Origin of the sequence: Pedobacter sp., from assembly GCF_965249885.1 — a bacterium.
Lineage (GTDB): Bacteria > Bacteroidota > Bacteroidia > Sphingobacteriales > Sphingobacteriaceae > Pedobacter.
In genome coordinates, this window is the sequence record NZ_OZ252254.1 from 99,131 (window position 1) to 115,114 (window position 15,984).

Sequence of the window (15,984 nt, forward strand, 5' to 3'; positions counted from 1 at the left end):
TAACCTACTTAGTTTACCAACATAATTGATGGTTTACCAGGTCTAGGATTAACAGTAATAGTTTGTGAAGTAGTAGACGAAACACTACATCCTGCGCCTGCTTTCAATACACCAGTATTTGCCGCAGTTAGTGTATAATCTACTTTTGCACTAAATACGTAAGTACCCGCTGTGATGGTGTTTAAAGTAAACACATTGGTATTTCCTGTACTACCGTTGCTTGAACCAATAGTTGTAATTGGCGTTACAGCAGTTCCATTAAAAGTAGCCGACCAAGTATAGGTGTAAGCAATTCCATCAGGCAAAGCCGATGCTGGCGTACTTGTCGCAGTAATTTGTGAACTAGCAGTTGCTCCACTAGCATCACCACAATATGAAGCAAATGTAGGAGCACTTAAAGCCAAAGTTTTAGTAGGAAGTTTATAAACCTCAAAAGCGTCAGACTGTGGCCCCAAACATCCATCTTTCGATTCGATAGCTGTAGTATATTTATGTAGTCCAACGGATAGGTTGGCAGGAACAGTCAAGTCAGTAGAACCTGACGTACCCGTATAGGTAATTGGTGATCCAACTGGAGTTCCATTTAAAAACCAGTGTACCTTGTCGCCGGCAACCAAAGTAGCCTCCTGCTGTGGACGCAGTTTTGCAGTGGCATCGTCACATAAATAAAGGTTGTAATAAGTTTGTGCGTAACTGGAAACTACTGTTGTAATTAGCAGAACTAACGTTACAAGTGCGGTGCGGGTAATTGTTTTTTTCATTTTAACGAATTTTACGGTGATTATATAATTTAATTAATGAGCTGAATAAGTGCCTTCACAGGGTAAGGATGTATGACAATGGTAAATGGTATGGTACCGCTACTATCTCCATTGGCATTTTGCACCCGCAACACTCCGTTGTAGGTATCAATAGCGATATTTGCAGGTACGGTGATGGTAATATTTGCTTGCGTGGCCGGAGCAACAATGTTTGGCAAAGTGCCGTTACTTACATTAGCTAATCCAGCGCCTAGCGCAACACTGTCCCAAACTATGCTATACGTAGTAGGGTTAACTTTGGGATTTGTAAAAGGCAAAAGAATGGATGTTTCTCCAACGCAAATACCGTTGGCGGGCAATAAGGTCACTAAAGGTGGTTCCCTAACGATATAGGTTTCGCTGTATTTACAGTTATTCTCGTCTGTGACGGTTAGTGTATAAGATCCAGGCGCTAAATTACTGATGCTTGTTGCGTTTACTTGAGAACCGTCAGGATACAACCACTTGTGCGTACGCACTCCCACGCCGCCGCTAGAAACAATATTGATTGAGCCATCATTAGCACCATAAGCGCTGATATGAGTAATTGTTTCGGTAATAGCAATTAAAGGCTTTGGCTGATTGATTTTTAGCGTACCGATATCATAAGCACCAAGCGGATCAGTAACTCTAAATTGTATGGTGATGGTTCCGAAAAATCTAACTAAAGGAATAAATGAAAAAGATCCGTTGGCATTAAGTGTTAAAGTTCCTTTGCTGGTGTCATAAGTTCCTTCTAAGGAATAAGTTAAAGTTGAGGCCGTGTGAGCCGCATCAGGATCATTTGCGGTTAGCGTTCCTTCAGCTTTAGGATTACACTCAATCACATCTATTTCAAAAGCGTTTGGACGAGGTTTGGCGTTGATATGTACATCTTCTGCGGTCGCTGCTACTGCATTTCCGTTATAATTGTTTCCGGTAACATCTCCAGCTCCACCAGTTTCATACGCTATATTACTTCCAGAAAAGGCATTATTTTTTGCGGTAACCGTTCTATTTGGATTCACCGAAGTACGTGTTGGATCTAGATAAGTAGCTTGCGCACTGGCATGATGCATCCCTTCTGCAACATTGTTAGCAATATTTACATTAATTGTAAAAGTCACCTGACCTCCCGGCGGAATGTTATAAGCATCGGCCACGCTAGCGGCCCCGATTTGATAAATACCGCCGGTTAACATGAAAGGCGGATTGGTAGCACCAGCAGCGCCACCAGTTAATGTTGCCGCAATAGACGATATAGTGAAACCCGCTGGAAGTTGAAATGCCGCCTGTACACCACCAGCGTTTCCACCGGTATTAGCATTAGTTACTGTTAACGTGTAAGTGGCAGTTGTCCCAGGGTTTCTACTCCCCGGAATGCCGGGATTTGCTTCAGCAAGTACTGTAGTAAGTTCTGGATAACAAATTTTTCCACCACCTTGTAAATGCGAAGGAAGCTGATTGTCTAAAAAACCGACAATTAAACCAGCGGTTCCATCCTCTGCATAGTGACTTGTACCGTTACCTTCATCAGCTTTCCCGGAAAGACCCTTTGTAGCTGTTGGTGTGATAACAGCGCCTGGCACATTATGATATATCACACCGCCACCACCTCCACCGCCAGGACCATGCTCGTTATTTCTATCACCTTCTGTATTGCCACCTCTGCCACCATTTGCTTGAATAGTAAGCGTAGCTCCTGCACTATTGGCTAAAGATCTGACGAATACAGTACCACCGGCTCCGCCACCGCCGGCACCATCTGGAGCGGATCCCAAAACGCCTGGTGCACCGGCTCCCCCATTGGCTACAATTAAACCAGCACCTGTAATTTTCTCCACATTAACCAAGATGATTCCCCCTCCAACACCTCCTTTAACGGCTGAAAGAGGATTTCCGTTCTCATCTTTTATTAAAACATTATTAGCATCTCCGCCGCCGCCGCCGCCGCCCATAATAAGTCGAGTTAAATCTTGCGGAAGAGCTGTACCTGGCCTGCCTCCACTAGGAGAAGAGCCGCCAGCTCCTTGCCAGCCCCAGCCACCAACACCACCAAAGCCTCCGTTAGCACCGCCGCCACCACCAGCATTATGATCGTTACCCCCGCCTCCGCCGTTAGCAGGCGCTCCTCTACCATAGGAGCCGCCAGGTAGACCTTCAGCTATATTATCAAAGTCTTTATAACCATCATACATGTACCGGGGCGTACCTGCAATTCCCTCGCCTTTGCCCACCGAAACTGTGCTGGAAGAATTAACCACATATACATTTTCGACATTTGCACCAGAATTACCCTGTTTCCCATAACCACCTCTAAAACCTTTCTGAGAAGCATCTATTTTAAAGGAATTGAAATTCATGTTACCAGCTACATCAAATGCAATTACACCCCCAGCCTTTCCATTATAAGGAACCGTAGTAATATCCGAGGTTAACGTAAGGTTTGAATATTGAGGTACCCTCACGATCTGAAAACGCCTTTGGCCCCTTGTAGCTGTTGGCGCTGCATTAACGTAACTGTTAACCACCCCACCGCCTGCGCTACCACCTCTAAAGTTTAGGGTACCGCCAGTAATTGGTACTGCATTCAGGGCTATCACATATTCGAATTTTCCTGAAAAACCAATATTAGTATAACCCGTACCACCTAATCCATCGGGCCCAGTATTGCTAGCTCCTCCACCATATAAATCGCTATCGTTAAAATTGATTATCGCGTCTTGCATCTGAATAATCAGAATTAAATCGCCGGGGCGCACGCCAATATTACCGTAATTATTACCGTAAGCATCTGTGGCCGGAACAGCTTCCAACAGGATTGACTTTGCCCCAGCATTCAAACTGCGATTTCCAGAAACGGGATAATAAGTATTTATCGGATTGGTGTTGGTACTTGGACCATCAATACCAGAAGTACCACAAACCTGCGCTTGCAATGAGAAACTCAGAAAAACTAACAAAAACGCAACTAGGCCTAGCTTTTCTACAAACTTCGCACTATTTGATACAGTAAATTTTAGCGTTCTAATTGGCATTTTTCACTAAAACACCTGCACAAGTTTTGTTTAAGCATTCATTTCTAAAAGCAAAAATCCTAACAAGATGGTGTGTATTTTTTTATTGTGTTTGGCAATTGATCATCTTCAAAACAGTAAAACTGATCAACCTTTCGAAAATAAGTTTAATTTCACAAATAGAGAAATATTTTCTACACATATTGATTTTTACCACCTAAAATCAATATTATCGTGTAAATTTATACACAATAAAATCTTGAAACACCAATAAAAGATACCATGAAAACGGTATGAAATTTCCCCAAAAATACACAACAAACAAAACGAAAATTTGTTTAAAAAAAAATGCCGACTTGCGGTCGGCACTTGGTTGAGCGATTAAAATTAAATGAGGGAACTGTCTTGAAATTGATAGAATTTTATTTTATAGGATATTGATATCCATACCATTTATTGATAAAAGCAATGATTGCTCTGGAGAATCTTTCTCCGGCAACACTCCGAATAGCATCGTTGTTTCTAACGGTAATACCTGGAGTTTCCGCTTGTATGGCCGAAATGTTATCGGCAAATCCAACCGTTGAACCCAAAACTACCGTACCGTATTTTCTTGTGCAATAACCTCCATTAAAATAAGGTCGCTTTTTGGCAACCCCACTAGCATCTGTTCCAAAAAGCGCTTCGTTGGCATCTAGGGTTTTAATATTGGTACCCGGAACAGCTACTACTTTTTGCGCCTCTAACAGCCCGCCGAAACTATACGGCCCTCTAATCAGTTCTGAAAACGGAACATTAGGATTGGCTTTGGCAATAGCGGCAATGGAAGAGGAATCAGCTAATTTGTTCAAATAATCATCGCTTTGCGAAATAGCATAATTACTCAAACCATATCCCAACTCGGTTTGATCTATAAACTTACTACTTAAAGTTTTGCCAGAAACGGAGAGATATGACTGGGGAGTTTGATAACTATGTGCCTGACCATGCAAATCTAAAAACAGTGCGCCTCTTCCACTTTTTTGGGCTGCCGCCATTTGTGCACGAGCTGCTGCAAGTAGCGAATGATAACTTAAGTAAGTTGCCTTTGCCTCAGGACTAGTGTAGCGTTTATCAACTTCGTTAGGAAAAGTATTAGGATCAACACGTTTACGGGCAATGGTATTAATTACTATCCAAGGTCTTTTCTTTGTCGCCGATTTAAAATTGGCCGCAATTTCAAAAGCTAATGGCAAAGTGTTAATGTCTCGTCCGGTAGTTCCAGTTTCGGGAATTTCAGGCTCTCCTACCGCCACGCCGTCATGTGGCACACCTAATAACAAGGGAGCATCATTATCTCCAACCACCAACTTTGTATAGGATTTATACCCAAAAACTGTATCGCCAGGCTTGTAGTCTTTGCCTTCATACACAAATAGCGGCTCTGCAGGTTTACGCCCTTTATTAAACGACATTACCAACGCAGTTGCTGGCAAAGCCAAAAGCGCCAATCGAAGCTTATTTAATTTCATCATCAATCTTTTTAAGATAGACTGAAATGAAAGCGAGAAGGCTCGTTTTTTCTAATAAAATTTGATCGACTTGCCCTGTTGCCAACGTATTAAATCTGGAATGTCATAATATTTGGCAACGCCATCTATTACCAAACCATACCTATTTTTAGCTAACGGATGTTCAAATACTTCTTTAAAAGATTTGAGGCATTGATGCAATTCCACTTTCGTAACCTTATCATTAAACAATGATGCATGTAGTGCTGCCAAACCTACATTACCAAAGGATACAACGGCAATTTCAAGATTCCCGACCTCATTAAGTGTTGCAGAAAAATCCAGCAGCGTAAGCATATCCGTAGTGCGCTGTCCAAGCATTGGTTTTCCAACATGTAAGGCCAGCATCGCATTGCGATAATCGTCGCTGAAATATTTCGGATCGTTTAACGAAGGTTTGTCAGTCGTTTCACCTAAACCTCTTAAATCGGATAAAATGATTGCCGTACTATTATCATCTACATATTTTTTAAACAATGAAATACTGTCGGCCAAATTTGCTTTTCCAGCATCACTGATAAATATCACTACTTTTTTAACCAACTTTTCTGGGCGATACAACAATACCGGCATCGGAATTTCACCCGCTGTTCGTAAAATTACTTTATCGAAACTCAAATTCATTTGGTTTACACGCCCCACCTGCTCTGTTTCGACACTTTTCTTTAATGGATTTATATTCAACAGCTGCTGTAAGCTCTTCAATCTAAAATCTATCGGACTTTTTGAAAATTCAGCTCTACGTTGCGCATATTGATCAAACAATTGTGAGTTGAACTGCTGCACCGTAATCTCCTTTGGGTAGCTCAAACTGACTTTGTTTTTGGCACTACTGAATAAGTCGGCTTCACTCAACACAGCCAATTCCGCCTCAACAACTTTCCTATTATCGTTGTAGAACCATTTCCTTAACCACTGAACTGCTTTCTCTCTTTTAGGTTTAGATATCCCATGACCATCGTCGTAAGTAAACAAACTAACACGGTCTGAAGCTCCTACTTTGGCGTAAAACTTCCGCAAATCAGCAACTGATTGCAACGTACCATTGTAGTCGATAAAATCATACCTGCCTGCTAGAACCAAAATTGGCTTCGGTGCTGCAGCTATCAAATAATCGCTCATTTCAAGCTTTAAAGCACCCTCATTTGGAATTTGAGCGCAACCATCGGCAGCGCCGCTGGTAGCCAACGTGTTTTCGCGACTTGATAAATAGCTACAAGGCACAACTGCTTTCACACGCGCATCTACTGCTGCAAAGTAAATAGCCTGTATAGCGCCCCCGCTGTTGCCAACGCAAGCAATCTTACTAGCATCAACATCTTTTCTAGTCAGTAGATAATCCAAGCCGCACTGGTTATCAAATAACTCATAAGCCGCTACAGAAGTGCCCAACAAGTTGGATTGTAAGTTTAACAAGGTATGCTCAGTAGTTGAACCTCTAGTTAAGGATTTCCCATTTCCATCAGTGAGCTGCACCCTCTCGCTTTGAGAAATTGGATCAACTACTAAAACTATGAATCCGTTTTTAACAAGAAGCTGGGCTGTTTTCTGATAGCTTTCTGTGGCTTTGGATGTATCTTCGTGACCACAAAAAAGCAGCACCGCAGGAAAGACTCCCTTGCTACTAGGCACGTACAAATTTGCAGTAACGTGATGATTTTCGAAGCTTTGGTAAACAATTTTTTCGATATGATAACCAGTCTGTTGTATTAAACCAGTAACTTCTGTATTAAGCGCAGCTTTTTGAGGCATATTGCTGAACAACAATTTCGCGTTTGCCTTAAGCTCATTTTGATATTCGATTGCCGTACTTTTGCTTAACAACGCTTTATTTAGGTTTTGAACGCGTTCCTCGTACTGACTTTTCATTTGCTGCACCAAAAAGGTGTTCAAAGTCACGTCAGTCTTCCAATCCATTACCTGATATTGCTTTTGAGCCTGCGCTTGAAAAGTTGAAAGAAAGAAAAATATCGCAATAAGTGATCTATGCATCTTTGGAGCTTCTTTTAAAAAATCTATTCACTAACTCAACAGCATGTTTGTTGGTTAAGGCTTTATTTTCGACTGCTTCTAACCAAACAATAGCCACACCGTCTTTTTCCATCTTTCTAAAAAAAGTCATCTGCCTTTTAGCAAACTGAAAAATTGCCGTTTGCAACCGTTCCGCCATTGTGTCGAAATCCATTTCGCCCCTAATGTAGGAAACTACAAACTTATATTCCAAACCGTAAAAATTCAATGCATCTTCAGTTACGCCACTAGCTATCAACTTTTCAACTTCTTCAATCAATCCGCTCTTTAAACGCAATCTTAATCGTTCGGCAATTTTATGCTTTCTGGTTTCCACTTCGTTATAAAGTCCAATAACAACGGGATTAAGTGTAGGGCGTGGCACATCTACAAGCTCATTCTTATTTAAAAAATCAGCAACTTCAATGGCTCGAACCAAGCGCTTAGCAGAGCTGTAATCTACGTGTAAACGTAAAGCTAAAGGAAATTGCTTGATCCTGTTTTGCAGTTCCTCTTTAGACAAAAGTGTCAGTTCATCACGCAAAAGTTGGTTAACCGGAATAGCGGTGAGTTCATGGTTTTGCAGTAAACTGTGGATGTACATACCGGTGCCACCACATAAAATTGGCAAGTTGTTACGCCGATTGATTTGTTCGAACGCCCGATAAAAATCTTCTTTAAAAGCGTTAACCTGATATTTTTCACCTGCATTTTTAATATCTATCAAGTGATGAACAATCCGTTTTCCATTAATCTCATATTCGTGCAAATCCTTTCCAGTACCAATATCCATTCCTTTAAACACTTGCCTACTATCCGCACTAATCACTTCTCCTCCAAAAACATCAGCTAAATGAACTGCCAACTGTGTTTTTCCAGTAGCCGTTGCACCTAAAATTATCAGGATATTCGGATCAGACATTAGTATAAAGATGATATTTAAGATTGCCCGTATTGAAAGTTTTTACAAATCCATTTTGGGCTAAAAATTCATCCAAATTTAACACATTTTGAGCTTCGAAATTAGTTAAGATTTTTTTCGGCAAACGATGCGTGTAATATCGTGTCATGGCACTAGTGTCAACCGTAAATTCCACTGGCGCAGTTGCAGCAGTTAACTGAAAACCTAATTTATCATAGCCTTTGCCAACCGACCAGTCTCGATCTGCGTAGGTCATCAAATCATTTGCGTTGATTTCTTGAAGAAAACTCTTGATCAACTTGCTTAAACCCCCTACCAAGGTAAAACCACTTTGTGTAGCAAAACGCACCAATTCGGCAGATTTGTAATGCGCTCCTTTTGATTTCATAGGACGAGACGAAGCAAAACAGGCTAACGCTTTTAACTCTCCACCCATAGTTAAACCTAAATGATGCTTCACCTTTGAAAAACCCTGCAAATGATGTAGTGTTAGAAAATCTCTAGCTTGAGCCGCATCGACAGGCAAAATTTTAGCTTGCCTAGCATGAAGTGTTTGATTTAAACCGCAAAAAGAGTTAATTCGGCTCAAGACCTGGGATTTTTTTTGCTCCCAAACATCCTCCCAAAGGTGCACCAATAAAATACCACTTTGAGCATGTAACGTTTGAAGAGAAATGAGCTGTTGAGGAGTAAAGGAGCTTTTAACAGATAAAAGATTAACGTAGACATCATCTTTAACTGCAACAATTTTAAACGGCGGCAGCTCTATCCAAGTAGCACCATAAAATCGAAGTTTAATTTCCTCAAAAAACTCATTATAAAATTCAACGTTTACACCCATTCCTTCTGTTTAAATAACTGATAACATCGTTCTAGCACTTCTGTCAAATTTTCAAGCAACGACTCGTCAAGTTGTTTTATCGAAAAACATCCCGCATCATTGTCTTGATAGGCCGACAAGCTTTGATCAATGACGCTTTGTTTGTTTTCGCCCATCATTTCAATTGCATACACACAAAATTGTACCGTATCTTTTGACACTTTAACTTCTGCAAAATGTAACTCTGATTTTTTCCCTCCATCAATCACTACGTTTTTCTCGCTCCATAAATCGTAATGATCATCAGTATTAGCCCTGGCCGTAAAGCCAAGTGCGGTGTATGGCTGCATTGCAGCTCTAATAGTTTGAAATATCTCGATTGAATCAGTTTTCATACAATTCCGTTTATATGGAACTTGTCCACAAATTAAAGTAATTTTAATGCTATAACACCTAAAAAACTCAAATGTTCTAGGCTTTTCTTTTAAAACAAAAGCGCCCATGCTTAACACATGGGCGCTTCGTTTATATATGATAGAGTTTATTGCTTTGGTTGAACTCGACCGCTTTTTCTGTCTTCTGCACGACCGATTGCGTAACCAGCACCAGCACCAGCTAAACCACCGATGATAGCACCACGAGCATTGTTTTTATCAATTAAAACACCGCCAAGCGCACCTACACCAGCACCAATCACTGTACCTTTAGCAGCATCACTCCAACCTTTCTTTTGAGCTTGAGTGCTTGTTACACCAGCAGACGATGTAGTTACCGTATTTGACGAACGATAGCTTCTTGCAGATGCAGCTGCACTACGTCTAGCTGCTGCAAGTTCAGCCTGATGCTGCTCTTCTACTTTCCGTTGCTGCTCTTCAGCGGCTGCTCTTTTAAAACTATCTAACTTAATACTATCCTGATAAGCAGCAATTGCTTGTTGCTTTTCTAATGCTATTTGTTTTTCGCTTTTTCCACAAGAGGCCAAAACTGTTGCACCAATTGCGACTATTGCCATTATCTTTTTCATCTTATTGATATTTTTAGTTTTAGTAATTCTATTCATTGTCAGTATTGATTGTAGCGCTTTAATTAAAAAACAACTACCGATTTATCAATAATGATTTGATACGGTAATCGTAAAAACTGTGCCAAAAATGTAAAAGTAAATTCGTCTGATTTTATGATCAACAACAAAAAAACATACAACAAATAGCTATAACGATAAAAATTAGAGCGAAAATTTTGTATAAAATATTTTTTTTCTACTGCTTTGAGCGATAACTTGATAGAATTAATTCCTAATTGGAATGACATAAAATGAACTGAAAGTATGTAGCGAGTGTCGACTATTCCGTACAAAAAACATATATTGTGCGTTTATTTCTTACTGCTATTGATGAAACTAACTATATGGGGAGCTGCACAACAGGTAACTGGAAGCATGCATCTGCTACAAGTCAACAACTACAACATATTGATTGATTGCGGACTGGACTACGAGAAAGGCACTTACCAAGAAGCCAACTTAATGTTCCCGTTTAATCCAGCTGATATTGATTTAGTGATTTTAACACACGCCCATATTGATCACTCAGGCAACCTACCAACTTTGGTTCGAGCTGGTTACGAAGGTCAGATTTTATGCACAGGGCCTACGGCGGATCTTACTGAGATCCTATTGTTTGACTCGGTAAACATCTTTCTAGGCAAACAAAAGCGCAAACCTAAGGGAAGACGGAGATTTAGTAGCGGCCCACAACCTTTATATCTGCAAAAACATGTGATGGAAACAACGGATAGGTTTGTAACTATCGGTTTTCATAAACCTTTTAAAATCAACGGAGATATTGAATTGACTTTTGTACCTGTTGGTCATTTGTTAGGCGCAGCGGCAGCAGTGTTAACGGTAAATGAAAACGGAACCACCAAAAAAATTGCATTTACAGGCGATATTGGAAGAAAAAACTACCCGGTATTGGTAAATCCCGATACACTGCCGCAAGTAGATTATTTGGTTTGCGAATCCACTTACGGTGGGCGCCTTCATTCCAAAGACACTTCTTTAGATGATGTTCTGATTAAAACTATCGAAGATACATGCATTAAAAACCCGGGCAGACTGATTATTCCGGCATTTAGTATTGGTCGTACACAATCACTGATTTTCAAACTCAATCAGATTTTCAGTAAAAAATTGTTACCTCCAGTTGAAGTATTTGTGGATAGTCCTTTAGCTAACCACGCGACTGAAATTTATAGAAAACATCATCAGTATGTGAATGAGGAGGCGAAAAGTTTTTACCAGTTAAAGGGTGATGAATTTGAGTTTGAGAACCTGACTTACCTGCAAACGCAAAAAGAAAGCATGGCGGTCACTAATTATCTTGATCCTTGCATTATCATTTCCTCTGCAGGCATGCTCGAAGGAGGCAGAATTCAAGACCATATCTACTACAACATACAAAACTATTATTGTACCATTTTATTTATCGGCTACTGCGCCAAAGGTACTTTAGGTGATCGGCTTTTACGAGGTGATCCAATTGTCAGATTAAGAAATAGAGATTTGATGGTTTACGCTAAAATAGCCAAAACAGATTTACTAAGCGGCCATGGCGACCATGAAGACTTAATGGATATCGTAAAACAACAAATTCCAAATTTGCTTAAAAAAGTGTTTTTGGTACATGGAGAAATCAATAGTTTAACGGCATTTAAAACCGCTTTAGAAGAAAATGGTTACCAAGCTGAAATACCGCAACGAGGTGTAAGCTATGAACTATAGGCATACTTGCCAGCCTTCTCGACCGATAAGTATTCCAAAAAAGTAAAGTTTCGCTTTTTATTTAAAAAACAACTAATGCGTTAACATCAGCATCTCTTTGCACACTTCATTTAGGTTAAGTGGCTTTTCATCCCTCATGGGAAGTTCTTTAGGGTTTGACCAATCCATGTTTTGAATTTGATCCAGCAACTGGAACAAATCAGCTTCAATATTTTTGATATCTTCCAAAGAAAGCAGGGATAGTCCTTGTTTTTGACTACTCGCAAAAGTGGCATTCAGCACATTGAACTGAAAATTGAGCAATTGCATCCTTTTAATCAGTCGCCAATTTAGTCTCCTACGTAATGGTTCTTTCAAAGCTGCTGAAATGGCTTCGCTTAATTGAGCCAATTGCCTATGGCTTTGTTTTCTAGCCAATTTGCTCTCATGTAGTTTCTCCAAATCAAATGGGGTTAAGGCACTTGCCGATTTAAAATAATCGAGGTTAGAATTGATCACCTGCGCAAACAAATCTCCCAACCTTGGTGCGTTCCAAATAGGAAATAAGAAAGTAGCCAACAAGCACAAAAGCACACCGCCAATAGTAAAAACCACTCTATCGGTGAGCAGTTGCCATAAATTTCCTTCGTAGGCATTTAAGCACAGAATAACTGAAACAGTAATGCATACCACACTTACACCGTAAGCAATCCGATTAAATGCAAAAAAACCAAACAAACCAAAAACGCTAATGAATAATTGCAACGAAATACTATCGGTTTGCGTTAGCCCCCATCCTATCAACAAACCAAGCAATGTACCGCTCAAACGTTCAACATTCCTTTTTAAAGTTTGTCCATAACTTGGCCTACTCACAATTACCATAGTAAGTAACAACCAATAGCTGTAATGTTGAGGCGATAACCAATTGATTAAAAGCAAAGCCGCCAAACTTAGAGCTGATAAACGAAGTGAGAACCGAAATGTAGAGGACTGTAATGAAAAGTGCTTTTTGAACGCCGTTGTTTGTACAGGACTTGTTGTTAGAAAATCAGTATATCTGCCCGAACTTTCATCGGACTGCCTATTGCTATTAGGAGAATGTATGGCATTGATTAAAGCAAAAATCTCATCAATGTTTGCTAATATTTGGCTAACCAAAGCTTGCTCCTCCACGGGTAATTTTGCGGCAGTCTTTTTTAAATCAGCAATGATATTGTCAAAACTCTCCAACATTGGCGAATTTGGCTTTCTTAGTAGTTTTGCCATCACCTCTATTCCTTCCTTAATCAAAGGTAGTGCCCCGGTATTAGCGAGTTTCTTCCTCAAATAAGGATAATCATAATGTACCGCACTTACTTGCTCATACAAATCAATCAAGCTAATAGATTTTTCGAGAAGTAGCTGCGCTTTGGTGTCCCGCTGTTGCATGGTACGCTTGTCGCTTAGCAATAACTGTCGGATCAGCTCGTGCTGATTAGCTAACCTTAAATGCAAGCGTATATTTTGTCGGTTAAATCCGGTTAAATCTGCTAGCGGATTATAGCCTTTTGCTCTTAAAAATAGAAGTTCAGCTGTTTCTCGAATAGTTTGGGCGATAGCTCTGTTTAAACTCCGATAAGGGAAAATCGAGATTTGTAATAAACTAATCAAGTAATACCACGCCCCGCCAAATAAAATGTAATTAGCATAAAGTAATGGATTTTTAGGTTTTAGTCCAATGGTGAAAGTAGCCAAAATGATTCCCATTAAACCAATTGCCGACATACGCTGCCCCATTACACCCACCATCGTTAGCAAAAAAGTGAGTCCAACTACCGTAAAAACCATTAGCAAGGCTGATTGTGTGCTCCATGCGGCTAAAAATGCTACCAAAGCAAAAATCAAAGTACTAATCCAGGCGGCCCTAAATTTCTCAGTGCGGTTTCCCGGCAAATCTGTCATGCAAATCATCAATGCACCAATGCCCACACCAATACCCGTGGTAGGCCAGCCAATGTAAAAAAAGAAGACAATTGGAATGATCACTGCCAAAGTATTTCGCAAAGCATCAACCGTATGCTCGCTTTTTACAATTTCCCGCAGCAAGTAAGGGATTTTCCGAAGCTCAAATCTCATTTCGGGCGCAAAGTTAGACAAATTTCACAAGTATAAAGCGATGTTAAATTCGCACAGGTTGTAAGCGGAAATAACAAAACGTCTTTTTCAGTACTTTAAATCAACTTAAAACCACGAAAAACCAGCTAAAATAAAAAAGGGCCAAGAAACTAGTTCCTGACCCTACATCTACCTATGAAAAACATACCCCCGAAAGGGTAAGCCCAAATGTAAAAACATTTTTTTAATATTCAATACATTATTTAAAAAAAAGTAAGAATATTTTTTTCGCTTATCCATAACATGCAGTAAACGAAGTATTAAGCGAATACATTAAAATAAATATTTTGTACTTAAAAAATTCGAGTTGTTGCCATCGATGATTTCGTTGAGCAAATGTTTGTTGTTATCGTTCAATTTTGTTGCAACTAAAGAGCGGATGGAGAAGGCTCTTAGCGCATCAACTACAGAAAGTGTACCCTCGGCACTATCCTTTCTTCCGGTAAATGGAAACACATCTGGTCCACGCTGGCACTGGCAATTAATGTTCACACGACTCACCTGATTCACAATTGGATCAATTAACGCTGCAACCTCTGCTGGGTCGTTACTGAAAATACTCACCTGCTGACCATGGGTAGATTCAATCAGATAATTGATTGGTTCTTCGATATCATCAAAGGTTACCACAGGAATTACCGGTCCAAACTGCTCCTCGGTGTACAATTTCATTTCCTTCGTTACCGGATATACTACCGCTGGATAAACGAAAGATTCATTAGCCTGCCCACCGTTTGGATTAACCACCTGCGCTCCTTTAGCGGAAGCATCGTCAATAAGTTCCTTTAAATAAGCAGGTTTTTGTGGCTCGGGCAGCGGCGTTAACGAAACGCCAGCTTCCCAAGGCATTCCAAATTTCAACTTCGCTATTTCTTCAGAAAGGTCTTTCACAAATTGATCAACCTGCTTTTTATGTACAAAAATAATTTTAAGTGCTGTACAACGTTGCCCGTTGAAAGACAAAGCACCGAGTACCGTTTCCTTCACAGCCAAGTTTAAATCAGCATTGGCCGTTATAATGGCCGCATTTTTAGCATCCAAACCTAAAATAGCACGTAAACGATTTACTTTAGGGTGCATTTTCTTCAATTGATCTGCTACTTTGCTTGAGCCAATTAAAGTCAGTACGTTGATTTTTCCAGACTCCATTAAACCTGGGATAATTTTATTCCCACGACCATAAATGGTATTCACTACGCCTTTAGGAAAATTATCTCTAAACGCTTTTAACAGTGGATAAAACAATAATGTACCATGCTTGGGCGGTTTAAATAAAATGGTGTTACCCATAATTAGGGCGGGAATAAGTGTGGTAAAAGTTTCGTTCAAAGGGTAATTAAATGGTCCCATACATAAAACCACACCCAAAGGAGAACGGCGAATTTGCGCAACAATACCCTGTTCGATGGTAAAACCTGCAGACTGACGATCAATGTCTTTTAATGCATCGATAGTGGCATTAATGTATTCGATGGTTCTGTCGAATTCCTTAACTGAATCGCCGTAGGTTTTGCCAATTTCCCACATGATGAGTTTTACCACTTCATCCTTTTTGGCCATGATATCTCGGGTGAATTTCTCCACGCAATCTATACGTTGTGCTACGCTCATGGTTGGCCATTCGCCACGACCATTGTTATATGCAGCTACTGCAGCATCTAAAGCGATCTGTGCTTCCTTTTCGCCGCAAAGCGGATAAGTACCAATCAGCTTACGTTCCAAGCCTTTTTTGGTTTTAACACAAATGGGTGACAGTACAGTGTGTACATCTCCCGACCATGTAAGCATATCTCCATTGGATAAATAGCTACGCTGGTCTAAAGGTCCTTCAAGCGCATAGGCTTCTGGGATATCCGTTTCTACTGGAAACAGACTTTCTAGGTTTAGGGACATTTGATTTATTTACTTAGTTTATAGATTTACTAGATTTTTGAATTATTAATATATCCTCTCCTATTTAAAGAGAGG

Annotated in this window: 11 protein-coding genes; 1 reads left to right on the forward strand and 10 read right to left on the reverse strand. The window is 40.2% G+C overall.

The window, feature by feature from the left end; genetic code table 11:
- Nucleotides 1–8 precede the first annotated feature (8 nt).
- The 8 genes from ACY2A0_RS00340 to ACY2A0_RS00375 all read right to left on the reverse strand — a co-directional run bounded on the left by ACY2A0_RS00340 (nucleotide 9) and on the right by ACY2A0_RS00375 (nucleotide 10,158).
- Nucleotides 9–761: a hypothetical protein gene (locus tag ACY2A0_RS00340; protein WP_461787649.1), complete on the reverse strand. Its 753-nt coding sequence runs from the start codon at nucleotides 759–761 to the stop codon at nucleotides 9–11.
- 29 nt (nucleotides 762–790) lie between these two features.
- On the reverse strand, nucleotides 791–3,817 hold the full coding sequence (locus tag ACY2A0_RS00345; protein WP_461787650.1) for an Ig-like domain-containing protein: 3,027 nt from the start codon (nucleotides 3,815–3,817) through the stop codon (nucleotides 791–793).
- Nucleotides 3,818–4,218: 401 nt separating this feature from the next.
- Nucleotides 4,219–5,310 carry a hypothetical protein gene (locus ACY2A0_RS00350; protein WP_461787651.1) on the reverse strand — a complete coding sequence of 364 codons (1,092 nt, stop codon included), beginning with the start codon at nucleotides 5,308–5,310 and terminating at the stop codon, nucleotides 4,219–4,221.
- Nucleotides 5,311–5,358: 48 nt separating this feature from the next.
- Nucleotides 5,359–7,338 carry an alpha/beta hydrolase family protein gene (locus ACY2A0_RS00355; protein WP_461787652.1) on the reverse strand — a complete coding sequence of 660 codons (1,980 nt, stop codon included), beginning with the start codon at nucleotides 7,336–7,338 and terminating at the stop codon, nucleotides 5,359–5,361.
- Complete coding sequence (gene miaA / locus ACY2A0_RS00360; protein WP_461787653.1) at nucleotides 7,331–8,278, reverse strand: tRNA (adenosine(37)-N6)-dimethylallyltransferase MiaA; 948 nt, start codon at nucleotides 8,276–8,278, stop codon at nucleotides 7,331–7,333. The genes ACY2A0_RS00355 and miaA overlap by 8 nt, the downstream gene beginning before the upstream one ends.
- Nucleotides 8,271–9,119 (reverse strand): hypothetical protein, encoded by an 849-nt coding sequence (locus tag ACY2A0_RS00365; protein ID WP_461787654.1) that lies wholly within the window; start codon nucleotides 9,117–9,119, stop codon nucleotides 8,271–8,273. Before ACY2A0_RS00365 ends, miaA begins: the two co-directional genes overlap by 8 nt.
- Nucleotides 9,110–9,493, reverse strand: a complete 384-nt coding sequence (locus tag ACY2A0_RS00370) for a hypothetical protein (protein WP_461787655.1) — start codon at nucleotides 9,491–9,493, stop codon at nucleotides 9,110–9,112. The genes ACY2A0_RS00365 and ACY2A0_RS00370 overlap by 10 nt, the downstream gene beginning before the upstream one ends.
- A 146-nt stretch (nucleotides 9,494–9,639) precedes the next feature.
- Nucleotides 9,640–10,158, reverse strand: a complete 519-nt coding sequence (locus tag ACY2A0_RS00375) for a YMGG-like glycine zipper-containing protein (RefSeq protein ID WP_461791199.1) — start codon at nucleotides 10,156–10,158, stop codon at nucleotides 9,640–9,642.
- Between the two features lie 333 nt (nucleotides 10,159–10,491).
- Between ACY2A0_RS00375 and ACY2A0_RS00380 the strand changes: the two genes are divergently transcribed.
- Nucleotides 10,492–11,880, forward strand: a complete 1,389-nt coding sequence (locus tag ACY2A0_RS00380; protein ID WP_461787657.1) for an MBL fold metallo-hydrolase — start codon at nucleotides 10,492–10,494, stop codon at nucleotides 11,878–11,880.
- Between the two features lie 72 nt (nucleotides 11,881–11,952).
- Here the strand turns inward: ACY2A0_RS00380 and ACY2A0_RS00385 are convergent, their stop codons facing one another.
- A complete protein-coding gene (locus ACY2A0_RS00385) occupies nucleotides 11,953–13,977 on the reverse strand; it encodes an FUSC family membrane protein (protein WP_461787659.1) in 2,025 nt (674 codons plus the stop codon).
- A 312-nt stretch (nucleotides 13,978–14,289) separates the two neighbouring features.
- Entirely contained in the window at nucleotides 14,290–15,909 is a 1,620-nt protein-coding gene (locus tag ACY2A0_RS00390; RefSeq protein WP_461787660.1) for an NADP-dependent glyceraldehyde-3-phosphate dehydrogenase, read from the reverse strand.
- Nucleotides 15,910–15,984 lie beyond the last annotated feature (75 nt).

What these genes read in the sequence shown, in the direction of transcription:
- ACY2A0_RS00380 (WP_461787657.1), top strand. Translation starts at nt 10,492, where the DNA reads ATGAAACTAACTATATGGGGAGCTGCACAACAGGTAACTGGAAGCATG.
- ACY2A0_RS00370 (WP_461787655.1), bottom strand. Translation starts at nt 9,493, where the DNA reads ATGAAAACTGATTCAATCGAGATATTTCAAACTATTAGAGCTGCAATG.
- ACY2A0_RS00390 (WP_461787660.1), bottom strand. Translation starts at nt 15,909, where the DNA reads ATGTCCCTAAACCTAGAAAGTCTGTTTCCAGTAGAAACGGATATCCCA.
- ACY2A0_RS00365 (WP_461787654.1), bottom strand. Translation starts at nt 9,119, where the DNA reads ATGGGTGTAAACGTTGAATTTTATAATGAGTTTTTTGAGGAAATTAAA.
- ACY2A0_RS00340 (WP_461787649.1), bottom strand. Translation starts at nt 761, where the DNA reads ATGAAAAAAACAATTACCCGCACCGCACTTGTAACGTTAGTTCTGCTA.
- ACY2A0_RS00385 (WP_461787659.1), bottom strand. Translation starts at nt 13,977, where the DNA reads ATGAGATTTGAGCTTCGGAAAATCCCTTACTTGCTGCGGGAAATTGTA.
- ACY2A0_RS00350 (WP_461787651.1), bottom strand. Translation starts at nt 5,310, where the DNA reads ATGATGAAATTAAATAAGCTTCGATTGGCGCTTTTGGCTTTGCCAGCA.
- ACY2A0_RS00375 (WP_461791199.1), bottom strand. Translation starts at nt 10,158, where the DNA reads ATGAATAGAATTACTAAAACTAAAAATATCAATAAGATGAAAAAGATA.
- ACY2A0_RS00355 (WP_461787652.1), bottom strand. Translation starts at nt 7,338, where the DNA reads ATGCATAGATCACTTATTGCGATATTTTTCTTTCTTTCAACTTTTCAA.
- miaA (WP_461787653.1), bottom strand. Translation starts at nt 8,278, where the DNA reads ATGTCTGATCCGAATATCCTGATAATTTTAGGTGCAACGGCTACTGGA.
- ACY2A0_RS00345 (WP_461787650.1), bottom strand. Translation starts at nt 3,817, where the DNA reads ATGCCAATTAGAACGCTAAAATTTACTGTATCAAATAGTGCGAAGTTT.